Origin of the sequence: Mesorhizobium robiniae (assembly GCF_040545535.1) — a bacterium.
GTDB lineage: Bacteria > Pseudomonadota > Alphaproteobacteria > Rhizobiales > Rhizobiaceae > Mesorhizobium > Mesorhizobium robiniae.
Genome location: NZ_JBEPMC010000001.1, coordinates 850,377 through 866,402, shown reverse-complemented (window position 1 = coordinate 866,402; position 16,026 = coordinate 850,377). Strand labels below are relative to the sequence as shown.

Sequence of the window (16,026 nt, the reverse complement as noted above, 5' to 3'; positions counted from 1 at the left end):
CTCACTCCGCCGGCATGGCGCGCGGCGACGGTGCGAAGCCCAACTGCTTGCGCTTTTCCGGGCGCTTGCGCGTCAGCGCCAGCACCATGCCCATCGAGATGGCGATTGCGATCTGCGAGGAGCCGCCATAGGAGATGAACGGCAAGGTCATGCCCTTGGCGGGCATAAGCTGCAGATTGACGGCCATGTTGATGACCGACTGCAGGCCGAAAACCGTAACCAGACCGCCAACCGCATAGCGTGAGAAATCGTCCTGCTCCTTGAGCGCGGTGCTGAGCCCGCGCAGCACGATGAAGGCGAAGATGGTCATGATGAAGAAGCACATGATCAGTCCGAACTCCTCGCCGGCCACCGAGAAGACGAAATCGGCATGGCTGTCGGGTATGACCCGCTTGACAGTGCCCTCGCCCGGCCCGACCCCGAACCAGCCGCCATTGATCAGCGCATCGCGGCCCATGTCGACCTGGAACGTGTCACCCTCGCCCGTCAGGAAGCGGTCGATACGGCCGGCGACATGCGGAAACACCGTATAGGCGGCAAACACCCCGCCGATACCGGCAGCGCCCAGTGCGATGATCCACAGCCATGGCAATCCGGCCATGAAGAACATCACCCCCCAGGTGCCGAGCACCAGCATGGTCTGGCCGAAATCGGGCTGCGCCACCAGCAGCGAGATGACGAGGGCCAGCAGCAGCATGGCGAACAGATTGCCCGGAATGTCGGGCTGACGCTTGTGTTCGGCAAACAGCCAGGCGCAGATGACGACGAAAGCCGGCTTGAGGAATTCCGAAGGCTGGATCGACACGCCGGCGAGCGATACCCAGCGCCGCGCGCCCTTCACCTCGACGCCGATGTAGAGCACCGCCACCATCAGCACGAGCATGATGCACAGCATGGCCAGGGCCATGCGCCTGATCTGCCGCGATTCCAGGAAGGAAACGGCCAGCATCACGCCAAGTGCCGGAATGGTGAAGATGATCTGCCGTGTGGCGAAGTGGAAACTGTCGAGGCCGATGCGCTGGGCCACCGCCGGGCTTGCTGCGAAAGACAGCACGATGCCAAGCCCCATCAGCGACAGGAACGCGGCCAGGAACCAGCGATCGATCGTCCACCACCAGGTGGCAACCGGGCTTTTGTCGAGACGGCTTTGCATTATCGTGTCCCTCCGATCGGCTTCACGCCATCGATAGTGCTCGCAGCTTGCCTGAAGGCGTCGCCGCGCACTTCGAAATTCTTGAACTGGTCGAAACTGGCGCAGGCCGGTGAAAGCAGCACCACCACCTCGCCGTTGTGATCATCCTTTGCCGCGTCGCTTGCGGCGTGTTCGACCGCTGCCGCCAGCGTGCCGGAGATCTCGTAAGGCACCGCCTCGCCGAGCGTCGCCGAGAACGCCGGTGCCGCCTCGCCGATCAGATAGGCCTTGGCGATGCGCGGAAAGAGGCCGCGCAACGGCTCGATGCCACCCTCTTTCGGCAACCCGCCGGCGATCCAGTAGATGCGTGGGAAACTCGACAATGCTGGCGCAGCCGCATCGGCATTGGTTGCCTTGGAATCGTTGATGAACAGCACATGGCCCTTGCGGCCAACCTGCTCCATACGGTGCGCCAGCCCGGGAAAGCTTTCCAGCCCCGCCTGGATCTCGCCCAGATCGAGCCCGACCTTGAGACAGGCGGCGACGGCGGCCAGCGCGTTCTGCGCATTGTGCTGGCCGCGCAGCGAGCCGATGCCTTCGAGAAAGGCAACGCGGCTATACCGGCCATGCACCGCTTCCATCAGATCGGTGCCGTCGGCGAAATAGCCGTCGGTCAGCGGCAGGCGCTTGGAAATGCGGATGACGTGCCGGCCTGCCCGCTCCAGCCGGTCGGCGAGCTGGGCGCCCCAGGAATCGTCGATACCGACAATCGCGGTTTCGCTGCCGGCCGCCAGACGTTCCTTGATCGCGGCGTAATGCTGCATCGTGCCATGACGGTCGAGATGATCCGGCGTCAGGTTGAGCAGCACGCCGGCGGTAGGATTGATCGAGGGCGCCAGATCTATCTGGTAGGACGAGCATTCCACGACATAGTGCCGCCCGGGCTCCGGCGGATCGAGCGTCATCACCGCGCGGCCGATATTGCCGCCCATCTGCGTGTCGCGTCCGGCCGATTTCAGGATATGCGCTGTCAGCGCCGTGGTCGTCGATTTGCCGTTGGTGCCGGTGATGGCGATGAACGGTGCTGCCGGCGCCAGCAAGGTCCGCTCGCGGCAGAACAGCTCGATATCACCGATGATCTCGACGCCTGAAGCGCGCGCCAGCTCCACTGTCCAGTGCGGCTTCGGATGCGTCAGCGGCACGCCGGGCGACAGCACGAAGGCCGAAAACTTCGCCCAATCGGCGCCGCGCAGATCGCCGGTCGCGATGCCAACGGCCGCGGCATTGGCGACGCTGCCGGGATTGTCGTCCCAAGCGAGCACATCCGCTCCGCCCTCGATCAGCGCGCGCGCCGTGGCGATCCCCGAGCCGCCGAGCCCGAAGAGCGAAACGCATTTGCTTGCGAAGGATGCGGCGGGGATCAAGCGGCCTCCTATCTCAGCTTCAGGGTCGACAGGCCGACCAATGCCAGGATGACGGCGATGATCCAGAAGCGGATCACCACTTGGCTTTCGGTCCAGCCGAGCTTTTCGAAATGATGGTGGATCGGCGCCATCAGGAACACCCGCTTCCCGGTCATCTTGAAGTAGCCGACCTGAATGATGACCGACAGGATCTCGACGACGAACAGGCCGCCGACGATGACCAGCACGATCTCGTGCTTGGTGGCAACGGCGACCGTGCCGATCAGGCCGCCCAAGGCCAGCGAGCCGGTATCGCCCATGAAGATCGCCGCCGGTGGTGCGTTGAACCACAGGAAGCCGAGGCCAGCGCCAATCACCGCGCCGAGGACCACCGCCAGTTCCCCGGTGCCGGGCACGAAATGGATCTGCAGATATTCGGCGAACACTGCATTACCGGAGAGATAGGCGATAACGCCGAAGGACGCCGCCGCGATCATGATCGGCACGATCGCCAGCCCGTCGAGGCCGTCGGTCAGGTTCACCGCATTGCCGGCGCCGACGATCACGAAGCACGCAAACGGAATGAAGAACCAGCCGAGATTGATGAGAAATTCCTTGGCGAACGGAAAAGTCAGCGACGACGAGAACGGCGCCTGGCCATTATGCATGATCACCCAGGCGGCGATGCCGGCGATGACGAATTCAAGCGCCAGCCGTGCCTTGCCGGAAAAGCCGAGATGCGATTGCTTCGTCACCTTCAGATAATCGTCGTAGAAGCCGATCGAGCCGAAACCGAGCGTCACCAGCAGCACCACCCAGACGTAGATGCTGGACAGGTTCGCCCACAAAAGCGACGAGCCGACGATGCCGCACAGGATCATCAGCCCGCCCATGGTCGGCGTGCCGGCTTTCTTGAAATGCGTCTGCGGCCCGTCGGCGCGGATCGGCTGGCCCTTGCCTTGCCGCAGCCTCAGCGAATTGATGATGGCCGGTCCGAAGATGAAGACGATCAGCGCCGCGGTGATCAGCGCGCCGCCGGTACGGAAAGTTATGTAGCGGAAGACGTTGAAGACCGAGATCTTGTCCGCGAATTCGACGAGCAGTGTGAACATGCGATTCGGCCCCCGGACCTGGCTCTAGGTCTGTTTGGTGGTTGTGGCTACAGCCGGAAATTTGCCGAGCAATGCGTCGACCAGCTTGGAAAACCCGATGCCTTTCGACGATTTGATCATCACCACGTCGCCAGGCTTCAACGCCGACAGAAGCACCAGTTTCAGATCCTCGGCACTGGGGCGATACTCCGTCTTGATCTCGTCGGGCAGGATATCGGCCAGCGCCCGCATTTCCGGACCGGCGAGAAAAACCGTGCGCGTCTCGGTGCCGACTATCAGGTCGGCAAGTGCAGCGTGCAGCTTCGCCGAATGGTCGCCGAGTTCGAGCATGTCGCCGAGCACAGCGATGCGCCTGCCTTCGTCCGACACCGGCGTCGCGTTGAGCAGCGCCATTGCAGCGCTCATCGACGCCGGATTGGCGTTGTAGCTCTCGTCGATCAGCGTGATCGTACCTTTCGGGTGGCGCAGCACGTGGCGCTTGCCGCGTCCGCGTTCTGCCGAAAGATCGGCCAGCGCCAGCGCCACCCTGGCGATGTCGGCACCGACCAGATGCGCGGCGCCCAGCACCGCCAGCACATTTTGCACCATGTGGCGGCCCGGCGCGCCGACCCTGGCGGTGATTTCCTGTCCGCCGATCTTGGCGGTGATGACCGAATGATCGGCATGCAGCGCGCATTTGAGCAGTTTGAAGGTTGCACGGGCATTTTCGCCAAACCCGTAAATATGCTCGATGCCGGCGGCTCTCGCCATCTTGTCCAGAAGCTTCCAGCGCTGGTCGTCGCGGTTGAGAAGGACGGCACCGTCCGGCTCCAGCCCTTCGAAAATCTCCGCCTTGGCCTTGGCGATCTCGTCCAGGTTACGGAAGAAACCGAGATGTGCCGCGGCAATCAGCGTGATGACGGCGACATGCGGCCGGACCATCCTGACCAACGGCCGGATCTCGTCGGGATGGTTCATGCCGATCTCGAAGACGGCATAATCGCAATCCGCCGGCATCCGCGCCAGCGTCAGCGGCACGCCCCAGTGATTGTTGAAAGACTGGGCTGACGCATGCACCTTGCCGACCGCTGACAGCACATGGCGCAGCGCTTCCTTGGTGGTGGTCTTGCCCGCCGAACCGGTCACCGCGATGATCTTGGCGTTCGAGCGCGCGCGTGCGGCCAAACCCAGCTTCTCCAACGCGGCCAGCACGTCCTGCACGACGATCATCGGTGCCGTCAGCCGCCCGAGCGACGGCAGCTTGCCCTCGGCGACGACCAGCACGCCGGCGCCGGCCTTGATGGCGGCGGTCGCGAAGTCATGGCCGTCCATCGCCTCGCCCTTGATGGCGAAGAAAGCATCGCCCGGCTCAAGGCTGCGGCTGTCGATCGAGATGCCGCTAATGCCTTCCGGCATCGGCCCGAGCGGTCGTCCGCCCATGGCGGCGACGAGATCTCCGGAGGTCCACAGCAGGCTCATGCAGCGCGCTCCTGGAGCGCGGCGCGGACTTCCTCATGGTCGGAAAAATGCAGGGTCTCGGCGCCGATGGTCTGGCCTTCCTCATGTCCCTTTCCGGCCACGATCAGCGTGTCGCCGGCATGGAGCATGGCGACTGCCTCGTGGATCGCCTTGCGCCGGTCGCCGATCTCAACGGCGCCGGGTGCGGCGGCAAGGATCGCGGAGCGGATCGTTTCGGGCACTTCCGAGCGCGGATTGTCGTCGGTAACGATGACGACGTCGGCGAGCCGCGTGGCGATCTCGCCCATGATCGGACGCTTGCCCCGGTCGCGGTCGCCGCCACAGCCGAACACGACGATGACGCGACCGGTGGTGAACGGCCGCACCGAGGCCAACACGTTTTCCAGCGCGTCGGGCTTGTGTGCGTAATCGACATAGACCGGCGCGCCGTTGGATGTTGTCCCGACGAGGTCGAGCCGGCCCGGCGCGCCCTTCAATTTCTCCAACGCGATCAGGGCTTTGGCGGCGGGCGTGCCAGTGGAGATGGCAAGCCCCGCCGAAACCAGGGCATTGGCTATCTGGAAATCGCCGGCCAGCGGCAGGTCGACCTCGTGAAGAACGCCATCGACTTCCACCTCGGCACGCTGACGGTGGCGCTCGTGCTCGACCCGCTTCAGTCTCAGGAACTCGCCATGACGGCCGACCGTCAGCACATTCAGCCCCGCCGCCCTCGCCGCCTGGATCGTCGGCTGCGACCATGGATCGTCGGCAAAGATCACGGCTGGCGCGCCCTTCGGCAGCAGTGCGTCGAACAGGCGCAGCTTGGCGCGATGATAGTCCTCGACCGTTGGATGATAGTCCATATGGTCGCGGCCGAGATTGGTGAACCCGCCGGCGGCAAGCTTCACGCCGTCGAGCCGGCGCTGGTCGAGCCCGTGGCTGGAGGCTTCCATCGACGCGTGGGTAACGCCGGCATCCGCCAGTTCCCTCAGCAGCCTGTGCAGATCTACCGGGTCGGGGGTGGTCAGCGAGCCATATTCGTTGCGGCCCGGCGCCACCACGCCGGTTGTGCCGATCGAAGCGGCGGCGAAGCCCGACTGCTCCCAGATCTGCCTGGTGAAAGCCGCAACCGATGTCTTGCCGCTGGTGCCGGTCACTGCGACCATGGTTTGCGGCTGCCTGGCGAAGTAACGGGCGGCACTCAGCGCCAGCGCAAGGCGCGGGTCGTCGACGGCCAGAACCGGCACCGGCAGTCCAGCGACGGCGCTGCCCTTACCGGTCACGATCGCCGCTGCGCCGCGTTTGGCTGCATCGGCGGCATAGGCCGCGCCATCCGCCTTGGTACCGGCGAGCGCGAAGAAGACCACGCCCGGTTTTACCTGGCGGGAATCCGACGAAATCCCGGTAACCTCCGTATCGAAGGAAGCTGTCCCCTCGACAGGCAGGATACCGGCTAGATCTTTCAGCTTCATCGAACCCCGTTCATCGCAACAAAATAGCGCGCAGTTGCCGGCGCGCCCTAAGAATCACTGATAGGAAACCAGCGTTGCGCCATTTTCATGGCTGAAATCTGGCTTCACGCCAAGCATGGAAGCCGAACGTCGGATGATGTTTGCAGCCATGGCGCCGGCATTCGAGGCGGCGGTCGCACCCATGCCGGGCTTTTCCGGCTTCGGTTCGTCGGCGATCGTAAGCACGATGTATTGCGGATCGTCCATCGGGAAAGCCGCGACGAAGGCGTTGAAGTTCTTGTCCTTTGAGTAGCGGCCGTTGACAACCTTCTCGGCCGTTCCTGTCTTGCCGCCGACACGAAAACCGGGAACCCTGGCGTTCCTGCCTGAGCCTTTCTCGGCATTGAGCGCGTAGAGATAGCGCATGCTCTCGGAGGTCTTGTCGCTGACCACTTTCTTGGCCACCGACATCGCCTGTTCCTGCGCGCGCCTCAGGAATGTCGGCTGGATCAGATAGCCGCCGTTCACCAGCGCAGCACAGCCGACCGCCGTCTGCAGCGGCGTTGTCGACACGCCGTGACCGAAGGCGATGGTGATCGAATGGACCTGTTTCCAGATTTTGGGCTCAGTCGGGCGGGCGACCTCAGGCAGTTCCGTCTGCATCTTCTCGAGGATCCCCAGGCGATGCAGGAATTCGCGGTGGCCCTCGATGCCGACCGCTTCGGCTTCCTTGGCCGAACCGATGTTGGACGAGTAGATGAACACTTCCGGCACCGACAGCACTCGGGCCTTGCCATGAAAATCATGAATAGTCTGGCGGCCGATCCTGATCGGGCGCGAAGCGTCGAAACGGCTTTCCAGCGTCACTTTGCCGGAATCGAGTGCCATCGCGGTGGTAAAGCTCTTCAGGGTCGAGCCCATTTCGTAAAGGCCGGCCGACATGCGATTCAAGCGGTCCTTGTCCTGCGCATTATAGGGATTGTTCGGATCGAAATCCGGAACCGAGGCCATCGCCATCACTTCGCCGGTCTTGACGTTGAGAACGACGGCGCCGGCCGCAATGGCGCGGTATTTCTCCATGCCGGCGGCGACCTCGTCACGCACGATATGTTGGACGCGCAGGTCGATCGAGAGCCGCACCGGCTTCAGATCCTTGGCCACGGCAAGGCCCGACGCCTGAAGGTCGCTCAGCCCCTGTTCGTCGATGTATTTCTCCATGCCGGAGATGCCCTGATTGTCGATGTTGGTGAGGCCGACAATGTAGGACGAGGTTTCGCCAGCCGGATAGAAGCGGCGCTTTTCGGTGCGGAAGCCGAAGCCGGGAATGCCGAGCTGCATGATATCGGATTGTTGCTTGGGCGTCAGTTGCCGCTGCAGCCAGACGAAGCCGGCGCCGCTCTTCAGCTTGTGATAGGTCTGCTCGTAGTCGATTTCGGGAAGCACCGTCGCCAGCTTTTCGATCGCCTCGTCGGCATCGACGATGCGGCGCGGTTCGGCAAACAGCGACGCCGTCTTGATGTCCGTCGCCAGCACTTCCCCGTTGCGGTCGACGATGTCGGGCCGAGACGCCGTCACCCGGCTCTGTGGGCCGCCGGACAGGTCGGGATTCTGGAAACCCAGATAGACCAGCCGCCCGGTGATGGTCGAATAGATGCCGAAGAAAACCGCCATCGTCATCACGATGCGGGTCCTGCCCTTGCCGCCGGTCGCCTTGCGGGCGCCTTCGACCACAATCGATCCGTCTTCCGACGTGGCGCGGCCGTTCAGCAGTCTCGCAATCAAGGGAACCCTGGCGATCGATGGAAGGCTGACGATCATTGGACGATGCCTCCGGTCACCACAGGATCCTTGTCACCGCTGTCGGCCATACCGCCCAGCCGCTGCGACGACAGGTCCTCGATGGTGACGGGTTTTGCCGGCAGTTCGTCCAGCCCGATGATCTGGCGGGCACTGACCGGCTCGAGCTCGAGTTGCGATTTATAGATCTCGGCCAGCTTTTGCAGGCGCGACGGCTGGGTAAGCAGGCTCCAGTCCGCCTTAAGGAGATCGATCGTATCCTCCTCGTAGCGGATCTGCGCCTGGATCTTGTGCACCGCCGCCAATTGTTCCTCGGCCTCGCGCTTGGTCTTGTAGGTCAGGGCCGCAGCCGAAACCATGACGGCGATCAGGACTATGTCGCTGGTACGAAACACGTGCTCACCTCTCTCCCGGCCGGTCGACACCGGGAAGTTTTGGGTCAGGAAGTTTTGGAAGCCCGAAAATCGAAAAATCGCCGGCGCGCGCCGGCGCGTCGGTGCGCGCCGCAGCGCGCAACCTTGCCGACCGCGCCCGCGGATTGGCTGATATCTCGGCCTCGTCGGGCGTCACGCCGCTGCCCACCTTCTTGAAGGTGGCGCTGCGCGCTTGTGCCTCGGGCAGGTGCCGCGATCCGGTCGCCGCATCGGCCCGATCGGCGATGAAACGTTTGACGATGCGGTCTTCCAGCGAGTGGAACGTCACCACGGCCAGCCGTCCGCTCGGTTTCAGCACGCGTTCAGCCGCAAACAGCGCTTTGGCCAGTTCGCCGAGTTCGTCATTGACGAAAATCCGCAACGCCTGAAAGACGCGGGTCGCTGGATGGATCTTGTCCTTCGGCGCGCGGCCAATATGCGTCTCGATCGCATCGGCAAGGTCGAGCGTGCGCTCGAACGGATGTTTTTCGCGACGGCTTTCGATCATCCGGGCAATGCGGCCGGCATGGCGCTCTTCGCCAAGGAAGCCGAAGATGCGGGCAAGATCGCCCACCTTGAAGCTGTTGACGACGTCGGCGGCGCTCAGGCCCGCTTGCGCCATGCGCATGTCGAGCGGCCCATCGGCGCGGAACGAAAAACCGCGCTCAGCCTGGTCGATCTGCATTGAGGAGATGCCGATGTCGAGCACGACGCCATCGGCGCTTTCAACATGCTCGTCCAATGTCGAGAACGGCGCCTGAACGAGCCTGAGCTTGCCGCCCGATTGTTGTTCGAGAACACGACCCGCATCGATCGCATCCGGATCGCGGTCTATGGCGACGACCGAGGCGCCGCTTGCCAGAATGGCTTTGGTGTAGCCGCCGGCGCCGAAGGTGCCGTCGACGATCACCTCGCCTGCTCCAGGCGAAAGCACCTCCAGCACCTCGGCAAGGAGGACCGGAATGTGACGGGCCGGTCCGCCAGCGGCGTGAGGATCATCGCCGTAGCCCGCCATCATTCCGACCGCTCCCCAGGCTTCGTCCCCTGCCGAAGCTGCAAAAGCCGGGCGCGTGCTTCCGCCCCATAGGCGGTGAGCCGTCCAGGTTCCCAGATCTGAAAGAAATTGCCGCGACCGACAAACGCCGCTTCCGCGGAAATGCCGGTGTGCTCGCGGATGAAATCGGTCATCGAGATGCGGCCATCCTGATCGAGCTTGAGAAAGGTTCCATCTCCATGGCAGAAGAACGACATGTCGTCCGCCGTCTGCAAAAAGGGGTCTTCCTGCGCGATGCGCTGCTCGTAGCGGTCGAGCAGGTCGAGCCCGCCGACATCCATCGCCGGACGGTCCAGGCAGCGCAGCGCATAGAGTTCCGAATAACCGCGCTTCTGCACAACCGCGCGGAAATGCGCCGGAACGGACACCCGCCCCTTCGCATCGATCCTGTTCACCGCGCTTGACAGAAACCGGTCCATTACGCGTTACGGCCGCTTGCGCCGCCGCACCCCTCTGCATCTTCCCGTCCGCGCCGCCGCGGCGCGGTCCCCGTCCAAAACTCACTTCGTTCCGGGCGAAAACAGGCAAACGCACAGCCGCCGCGGCTGCCCGATTGGCGTACGCTTCACCCTGACGCGGAACGAAAGCTTGAATGTTGGAATGGGATATCATGGGGCGTTATGGGCGTCAACGGGAATAGGCTTCACAAACATGCGTGCCACAACCGATGAGAGCAGCTTCGACGGCACTCCCGTCTTTATGCTCCATTAAGCCTAACGAAGCGTTTAGAGCTGCTTGGCCTGACCGGAGACGGCTTGCCGCGGATCGCCACCACGCATAGCGTCGGCCCTTCCTTTCCGGTCAGAAACAAGGTTGAAACCATGTCCGAAACAGCCAAGTCCCGCGCGGCGGCACTTTCCCATCTGCGTCGCGGCAGGCTTGCCAAGGGTGACCCAATTCCCCTGCCCCTAACCATGGCCGCCATTTTCCACGCACCCGGCGACGCTACCGGCTTCGATCAATATGGCCGCTTCAGCAATCCGACCTGGGACGCGGTCGAGCACATGCTGGCGCATCTTGAAGACGCGCCATGCGTCGCCTTCCCCTCGGGAATGGCTGCAATCTCGGCGGTGTTTTTTGGGTTGCTCAAATCCGGCGACCGTATCCTGCTGCCGTCGGACGGCTATCACACCACGCGGGCGCTGGCGGACCGTTTCCTGAAACCGTTCGGCGTCGCCTACGACGTCCGGCCGACATCGACCTTCCTCGACGGCGGCTTCGATGGATACCGGCTGGCCTTTGTCGAAACCCCCGCCAATCCGGGACTGGATATCTGCGACATTACAGCTGTCGCCGAAGCGGCGCACAAAGCGGGCGCGATCCTGGTGGTCGACAACACGACGATGACGCCCTTCGGCCAGCGACCGCTCGATCTCGGCGCCGACATCGTTGTTGCCGCCGACACCAAGGCGCCCAACGGCCATTCCGACGTGCTGTTCGGCCATGTCGCCAGCCGCAATGAGGACATCATAGCCGCCGTATCCGGCTGGCGTGAGACCTCAGGCTCCATTCCCGGCCCGTTCGAAGCATGGCTGGTGCATCGCGGCCTCGAAACGCTGGAGGTTCGTTTCGACCGGATGTGCGCTTCCGCCGAAATAATAGCGCGGCGGCTGGAGAACCATCGTGCGATCAAGGGCTTGCGCTTTCCGGGTCTGGAAAGCGATCCCTCGCACAATCTTGCCCGCGCCCAGATGGAGCGCTTCGGCTTCCTCATCTCGTTCGTGCTCGCCTCGGAGGACAAGGCCGAGGATTTCATCAACAACTGCGCATTGATGCAGGCAGCAACGTCGTTCGGAGGCGTGCACACTTCGGCGGAACGGCGAGCAAAAAGAGGAGATGCTGTTCCTCCCGGTTTCGTTCGCCTGTCCGTCGGCTGCGAGCCGGTGGAAGAGCTTTGGCAAGCGATCGAGGCGTCACTGGACGGCGTCAGCGGCTGAACGGATCGATCACGAAGCCAGATCGTTGGCTTCGATATTGCGTCGGCCATGCAGCACCCGCAGGATTTCGGTCGCATCCTCGCCGACACGGTACAAGGTGAGATATTCGCCGACGACTAGATGGCGAATGCCGGGCGCAATGTCTTCGCGCGACGCGCCTGAGAAAGGATAAGTCGCCAGTTGCTGCCAGCGGGCTTCGATCCGGTCGAGCAGCCGGTCTGCTGCAGCCTCGTCGTCTCGCGCGATATGAAGCCAGATCGCGATCAAATCCTCTTCTGCATTTGCAGTTCGGATGATGGGCAGCAAATTCATGCCGCGTTATCGGATTTCAATCGTCTGCGCGCTTCAGCCTTGATTTCGTCGATCGACGCAAATCGTCCCGGTCCGCTGTCGATCCCTTCCTGCGCCAGCTTGCGCAGCTCCTCGACCGTATAGCCGTGCAGATCGCGCCGGTCCTTCCATTGCCTGAGCGCGTCGCGGATCACCTCGCTCGCCGAAGCGTACTCGCCGGCGGCGACCACATCGTCGACCGCCGCCGCCAATTCCGGCGAAAGCGTGATGCTGCGTTTGTCGACCTGACCCATGAATGCGCTCCTGATATTGCCCGTATATGGTACGATTTAATCGTACCAACTTCAAGAAACGCTTGCTCCTCGTACGCCCAGCAATGCTGATTCAGTCAATGAAGGGTCTGAACCAGCAGGTGCGCCCCAAGGCGCAACCCGCCGATATCAGGGACTTCGTTTTAGATCTGGAGAAAACTGCCAGCTGGCCTGTAAGCCGGGTTCTGTATGGCCCTCGCCCCTTGCGGCGCGAGAACGTGGCGGCCATTCATCTTGGGCGCATGTTGCCATGCGCCTCACGCAACCTACCCGGACGGTGAGCCGGAAACAGCCCTCGAGGGTTTCCCCCCGCACCGCCCCTATTCGGTCTTGCTCCCGGTGGGGTTTACCGTGCCGCTCCTGTTGCCAGTCGCGCGGTGGGCTCTTACCCCACCCTTTCACCCTTACCACGACGGATCGTGGCGGTTTGCTTTCTGTGGCACTTTCCCTAGGGTCGCCCCCGCCGGCCATTAACCGGCACCGTGTCTCCATGGAGCCCGGACTTTCCTCACCCGCAGCCTTTCGGCTTCGCGGGTGCGGCCGCCCGGCCAGCTGGCAAGGCGTATAAAGGGGTTCACGTTCGAAAACGCAAACAAAAAAGCAGTTTCCGGCTTATTACGCCGGCGCTCCAAGCGCTGCCAACTGCACCTTGACCTTGCCGCAATAGGCCGCGGATATCGGGTTCATCCGCTTGGCGCCATGGCCGGCATTGTATTTGAGGATCGTGCCGCAGGTCGTGCCGCCGCCGAGGTTCCGCGCCATGGCGAGGTATTTCATGCCGTATTTGATATTGGTGTCCGGATCGTAGAGGCCCTTGATCGAGCCGCTGTAACCCATCATCCGCGCCGTCGACGGCTTGATCTGCATCAGGCCGATCTCCCCGGCGCTGCCAACCTGGTTCGGCTGGAAGCCGCTCTCGATCATGATGACGGCCTTGGCGAGCGAGACCGGCACACCATTGCTGGCGGCATGACGCTCGATGATCGTCGAATACTGGCCACTGCCGCCGGCGGCCGCCGCCTTGGGCGCCGCTGCCCTGTTTTTCCGGGCGATCGACGCCGTCGTCGTCCGGTCGATGCGTTTCCTGTTGCGCTTCACATGCCGCTTGGAGACTGCATTTTTTGCAGAGGCTGGCTTTTTCACTTTTACGCCAGCTTTTTCCGCCTTGGCGGATGCTGGCTTTTTCACCTTTACCGCAGCAGCTTTTACCGCCTTAGCTGAGACTGTCCTTTTTTCCTTCGCATCTTGGCCGGATTTCGTCGTGGCGGTTTTATCTGGTGCGGTAATGAAACCCTGGTCGGCCCGCTGGCTCAATGGAGCGCCATTCGCCGTGCTGAAGGCAAAAGTCATTACGCCGGCAGCAACAGCTGCCGTTAAAACGGTCAATTTCTGCATGGGGTCCTGTTCTGTTTGGACTGCGTGAAGAACTCAGGCAGCTACGCTAAATCACCGTCGGAACATCTGGCGGGCTGTAGATCCGACAACTTGCACGGATCGCCTTTGACGGTCGATTTGGCGGCAAAGAAGGCGAGGCAAGTCACTTTAAGTGACAGATTGTAACTTAACGGCCAAGGGAAAGACTATTTGGACGGACCTGCCCTCACGGAAGCAAGCAGCCTTTCCAGCGTGCGGATTGTCGATCCGTCGGCCACGCCATCCACTTGGCGTTGCCGGAAATGCCGCTGGAAAGCCTCGACCACGATCTCCGTCTGCCGGTCGAAAGCGCCTGATATCTCGACGCCATAGCCGTAGAGCGCCAGCATCGACTGCAACGCCTCGACCTCGGCATTCGCATCGCCGACCTTCAGCACCGCGCCGCGCCTGACGGATGCCGCTTTGACAAGATGGCCGACACCGGCCTCGAACAGCGCCTTCCAGGGGAATTTCTCGCCCGGATCGATCTTGCGCCCCGGCGCCACATCGGAATGGGCGAGCACCCGTTGGGCTGGAATGGAATGGCGCTGAACAATTCCCTTGCACAGGCCGATGACGGCATCGATCTGCCGTTTCGGAAAGTTCCGATAGCCCAGCGAATGCCCCGGATTGACGATCTCGATGCCGACGGAGCAGGAGTTGATGTCGCTGCGTCCGAACCACGAACTCTTGCCTGCATGCCAGGCACGGTCGCTTTCCCTGACCATCTGGACGATGCGGCCGTCCTCATGGACGAGATAGTGCGACGAAACCTCGCTCATTGGATCGCACAGCCAGGCTTCGGCGCCGGCGCCGGTCTTCATGCCGGTGTAGTGCAGCACGATCATGTCGGGTTTGGTCGTCTCGCGTCGTGGACCGAAATTCGGCGATACCCTTACCTCGGCGCTCGGCTCGTCGGGCAGGAAGCCGCTCATGCGTGCCGCAGGCCTCGTTCGATCATCTCATAAGCTGCGTTGATCGCCGCTATCCTGCTGGTTGCGATCTTGATGAATTCCTGCGGCAGGCCGCGTGCGATCAGCCGGTCGGGGTGATTGTCCGAGACCAGCTTGCGATAACGCTTTCGGACCTCCTCGAACGGTTTCCCCCGTTCGATGCCAAGCACGATATAGGGATCAGCCGCACCGAGATCGATGTGCCGCGCCAGAATGCTCTGGTAATGCGCCTCCTCGATCCGGAAGATCTCGGCGATGCGATGCAGGAAATGGCCTTCGCGCTCGTGGACTAGCCCGTCGGCCTTGGCGATGTGGAACAGCCCGTCGAGAATGTCCTCCAGCATCACGCAGTTCGAATGACCGGAGCCGCAAAGCTGCGCCATGCGTTCGGCATAGGTCTCAAATCCGGCGATGTCGCGCTTGGCCAGATCGTAGAGCCGCGCCACGTTTCGCGTCTGCTCCTTCGGCACTTCGAATATCTGCTGGAAGGCGCGCACCTCGTCCTGCGTGACGATGCCGTCGGCTTTGGCCATCTTGGCCGACAGCGCAATCATCGCCACCGAGAACGCGACGCGCCGGCGCAGATCCGGATCGCCCGAGAAAACCGTGCGCACGGCCTCGACCACGTCGGCGACACCCGACGAGGTTGAGGACGAAACGCGCGTGATGAAGTCGCCGAGGCGATCCCAAATCGACATGGGCACCTATTAGGGCTAACCGGGCACCGCTATCAAGCGAAGACAATGCCGCAGGGGCGCCCTAAGGGGTGCCTGAGGCAGGCCCGCGCCAACAGTCGATCATGGGAAAACCGGCAAATAGCCGCGACACAGGTCATATCGCCTGGCGGATAAGAACGCCCTTTTCACCCTGCGGCGGTCGCCGCAAGGTGCCCATCATCCAGCCAAGAAGGCCGGCATCATGCCGGCCTTCTTTTCGTCATATGGACTACTGTGCAGGCGCAGATGGCTGCGCCGGAGCCGGCTCAGCCGGCTGCGTGGCATCAGGGGCCGGCTGCATCGGCTGCTCGTTTGCCGGCGGATTGGTGCTCTGTGTGGTGGTGGCGTCTCCGCCCGTGCCGCTGTCGCTGCAAGCAGCAACGCCGAGCAGGGCAAGCGCCGAAACCGACGCAAGAATGAGTTTCTTCATGATATCTCTCCTCTAATCACGCCCCCGCTAACGGTGACGATCAACGAGAGAATGCATCAGGCGGCTATGAGTTTCGTAACGTTGCATTTCCGCATGTAACATCGTCTGCTTTTGCCGTTGCCGGCGAAGCCATGGCGAACTAACACCAGGCTACTGGGAAATTAACACATTGAATC

Annotated in this window: 16 protein-coding genes and 1 other RNA gene; 1 reads left to right on the top strand and 16 read right to left on the bottom strand. The window is 62.6% G+C overall.

Annotated elements, in window-relative coordinates:
* Position 1: 1 nt before the first annotated feature.
* Genes ftsW through mraZ form a run of 9 tightly spaced genes read right to left on the bottom strand, consistent with a single transcriptional unit; the run spans position 2 to position 10,218 of the window.
* Complete coding sequence (ftsW, locus tag ABID19_RS04215; protein WP_352936824.1) at positions 2-1,153, bottom strand: putative lipid II flippase FtsW; 1,152 nt, start codon at positions 1,151-1,153, stop codon at positions 2-4.
* Positions 1,153-2,556 (bottom strand): UDP-N-acetylmuramoyl-L-alanine--D-glutamate ligase, encoded by a 1,404-nt coding sequence (gene murD / locus ABID19_RS04210; protein ID WP_354488175.1) that lies wholly within the window; start codon positions 2,554-2,556, stop codon positions 1,153-1,155. Before murD ends, ftsW begins: the two co-directional genes overlap by 1 nt.
* A gap of 8 nt (positions 2,557-2,564) precedes the next feature.
* Positions 2,565-3,647, bottom strand: a complete 1,083-nt coding sequence (gene mraY / locus ABID19_RS04205; RefSeq protein ID WP_354488174.1) for a phospho-N-acetylmuramoyl-pentapeptide-transferase — start codon at positions 3,645-3,647, stop codon at positions 2,565-2,567.
* Positions 3,648-3,671: 24 nt separating this feature from the next.
* Complete coding sequence (locus tag ABID19_RS04200) at positions 3,672-5,105, bottom strand: UDP-N-acetylmuramoylalanyl-D-glutamyl-2,6-diaminopimelate--D-alanyl-D-alanine ligase (RefSeq protein WP_354488172.1); 1,434 nt, start codon at positions 5,103-5,105, stop codon at positions 3,672-3,674.
* A complete protein-coding gene (locus tag ABID19_RS04195; RefSeq protein ID WP_354488170.1) occupies positions 5,102-6,556 on the bottom strand; it encodes a UDP-N-acetylmuramoyl-L-alanyl-D-glutamate--2,6-diaminopimelate ligase in 1,455 nt (484 codons plus the stop codon). Before ABID19_RS04195 ends, ABID19_RS04200 begins: the two co-directional genes overlap by 4 nt.
* Positions 6,557-6,610: 54 nt before the next feature.
* Positions 6,611-8,353: a peptidoglycan D,D-transpeptidase FtsI family protein gene (locus ABID19_RS04190; protein WP_354488169.1), complete on the bottom strand. Its 1,743-nt coding sequence runs from the start codon at positions 8,351-8,353 to the stop codon at positions 6,611-6,613.
* Positions 8,350-8,727, bottom strand: coding sequence for a cell division protein FtsL (ftsL, locus tag ABID19_RS04185; RefSeq protein ID WP_352936830.1), 378 nt, complete (start codon positions 8,725-8,727; stop codon positions 8,350-8,352). Before ftsL ends, ABID19_RS04190 begins: the two co-directional genes overlap by 4 nt.
* Before the next feature lie 4 nt (positions 8,728-8,731).
* Positions 8,732-9,763 (bottom strand): 16S rRNA (cytosine(1402)-N(4))-methyltransferase RsmH, encoded by a 1,032-nt coding sequence (gene rsmH, locus ABID19_RS04180; protein ID WP_354488167.1) that lies wholly within the window; start codon positions 9,761-9,763, stop codon positions 8,732-8,734.
* Positions 9,760-10,218, bottom strand: coding sequence for a division/cell wall cluster transcriptional repressor MraZ (mraZ, locus tag ABID19_RS04175; protein ID WP_354488165.1), 459 nt, complete (start codon positions 10,216-10,218; stop codon positions 9,760-9,762). Before mraZ ends, rsmH begins: the two co-directional genes overlap by 4 nt.
* Before the next feature lie 402 nt (positions 10,219-10,620).
* On the opposite strand from mraZ, the gene ABID19_RS04170 reads away from it, so the two are divergent.
* Complete coding sequence (locus ABID19_RS04170) at positions 10,621-11,736, top strand: cystathionine gamma-lyase (RefSeq protein WP_354488163.1); 1,116 nt, start codon at positions 10,621-10,623, stop codon at positions 11,734-11,736.
* A gap of 9 nt (positions 11,737-11,745) precedes the next feature.
* Here the strand turns inward: ABID19_RS04170 and ABID19_RS04165 are convergent, their stop codons facing one another.
* The 7 genes from ABID19_RS04165 to ABID19_RS04135 form a co-directional block, all read right to left on the bottom strand.
* Positions 11,746-12,048 carry a type II toxin-antitoxin system RelE/ParE family toxin gene (locus ABID19_RS04165; RefSeq protein ID WP_354488161.1) on the bottom strand — a complete coding sequence of 101 codons (303 nt, stop codon included), beginning with the start codon at positions 12,046-12,048 and terminating at the stop codon, positions 11,746-11,748.
* Complete coding sequence (locus tag ABID19_RS04160) at positions 12,045-12,320, bottom strand: type II toxin-antitoxin system ParD family antitoxin (RefSeq protein ID WP_354488160.1); 276 nt, start codon at positions 12,318-12,320, stop codon at positions 12,045-12,047. The genes ABID19_RS04165 and ABID19_RS04160 overlap by 4 nt, the downstream gene beginning before the upstream one ends.
* A gap of 176 nt (positions 12,321-12,496) precedes the next feature.
* Positions 12,497-12,894, bottom strand: an RNA gene (gene rnpB / locus ABID19_RS04155) — RNase P RNA component class A.
* 59 nt (positions 12,895-12,953) lie between these two features.
* Complete coding sequence (locus ABID19_RS04150; RefSeq protein WP_354488159.1) at positions 12,954-13,733, bottom strand: lytic transglycosylase domain-containing protein; 780 nt, start codon at positions 13,731-13,733, stop codon at positions 12,954-12,956.
* Positions 13,734-13,918: 185 nt separating this feature from the next.
* Entirely contained in the window at positions 13,919-14,686 is a 768-nt protein-coding gene (locus tag ABID19_RS04145) for an N-acetylmuramoyl-L-alanine amidase (RefSeq protein ID WP_354488157.1), read from the bottom strand.
* Positions 14,683-15,402, bottom strand: coding sequence for a DnaJ family molecular chaperone (locus ABID19_RS04140; protein ID WP_354488155.1), 720 nt, complete (start codon positions 15,400-15,402; stop codon positions 14,683-14,685). Before ABID19_RS04140 ends, ABID19_RS04145 begins: the two co-directional genes overlap by 4 nt.
* A 247-nt stretch (positions 15,403-15,649) precedes the next feature.
* Positions 15,650-15,850, bottom strand: coding sequence for a hypothetical protein (locus ABID19_RS04135; protein WP_352936836.1), 201 nt, complete (start codon positions 15,848-15,850; stop codon positions 15,650-15,652).
* Positions 15,851-16,026 lie beyond the last annotated feature (176 nt).

What these genes read in the sequence shown, in the direction of transcription:
- ftsW (WP_352936824.1), bottom strand. Translation starts at nt 1,153, where the DNA reads ATGCAAAGCCGTCTCGACAAAAGCCCGGTTGCCACCTGGTGGTGGACG.
- mraY (WP_354488174.1), bottom strand. Translation starts at nt 3,647, where the DNA reads ATGTTCACACTGCTCGTCGAATTCGCGGACAAGATCTCGGTCTTCAAC.
- ABID19_RS04200 (WP_354488172.1), bottom strand. Translation starts at nt 5,105, where the DNA reads ATGAGCCTGCTGTGGACCTCCGGAGATCTCGTCGCCGCCATGGGCGGA.
- ABID19_RS04195 (WP_354488170.1), bottom strand. Translation starts at nt 6,556, where the DNA reads ATGAAGCTGAAAGATCTAGCCGGTATCCTGCCTGTCGAGGGGACAGCT.
- ABID19_RS04190 (WP_354488169.1), bottom strand. Translation starts at nt 8,353, where the DNA reads ATGATCGTCAGCCTTCCATCGATCGCCAGGGTTCCCTTGATTGCGAGA.
- rsmH (WP_354488167.1), bottom strand. Translation starts at nt 9,763, where the DNA reads ATGATGGCGGGCTACGGCGATGATCCTCACGCCGCTGGCGGACCGGCC.
- mraZ (WP_354488165.1), bottom strand. Translation starts at nt 10,218, where the DNA reads ATGGACCGGTTTCTGTCAAGCGCGGTGAACAGGATCGATGCGAAGGGG.
- ABID19_RS04170 (WP_354488163.1), top strand. Translation starts at nt 10,621, where the DNA reads ATGTCCGAAACAGCCAAGTCCCGCGCGGCGGCACTTTCCCATCTGCGT.
- ABID19_RS04165 (WP_354488161.1), bottom strand. Translation starts at nt 12,048, where the DNA reads ATGAATTTGCTGCCCATCATCCGAACTGCAAATGCAGAAGAGGATTTG.
- ABID19_RS04160 (WP_354488160.1), bottom strand. Translation starts at nt 12,320, where the DNA reads ATGGGTCAGGTCGACAAACGCAGCATCACGCTTTCGCCGGAATTGGCG.
- ABID19_RS04150 (WP_354488159.1), bottom strand. Translation starts at nt 13,733, where the DNA reads ATGCAGAAATTGACCGTTTTAACGGCAGCTGTTGCTGCCGGCGTAATG.
- ABID19_RS04145 (WP_354488157.1), bottom strand. Translation starts at nt 14,686, where the DNA reads ATGAGCGGCTTCCTGCCCGACGAGCCGAGCGCCGAGGTAAGGGTATCG.
- ABID19_RS04140 (WP_354488155.1), bottom strand. Translation starts at nt 15,402, where the DNA reads ATGTCGATTTGGGATCGCCTCGGCGACTTCATCACGCGCGTTTCGTCC.
- ABID19_RS04135 (WP_352936836.1), bottom strand. Translation starts at nt 15,850, where the DNA reads ATGAAGAAACTCATTCTTGCGTCGGTTTCGGCGCTTGCCCTGCTCGGC.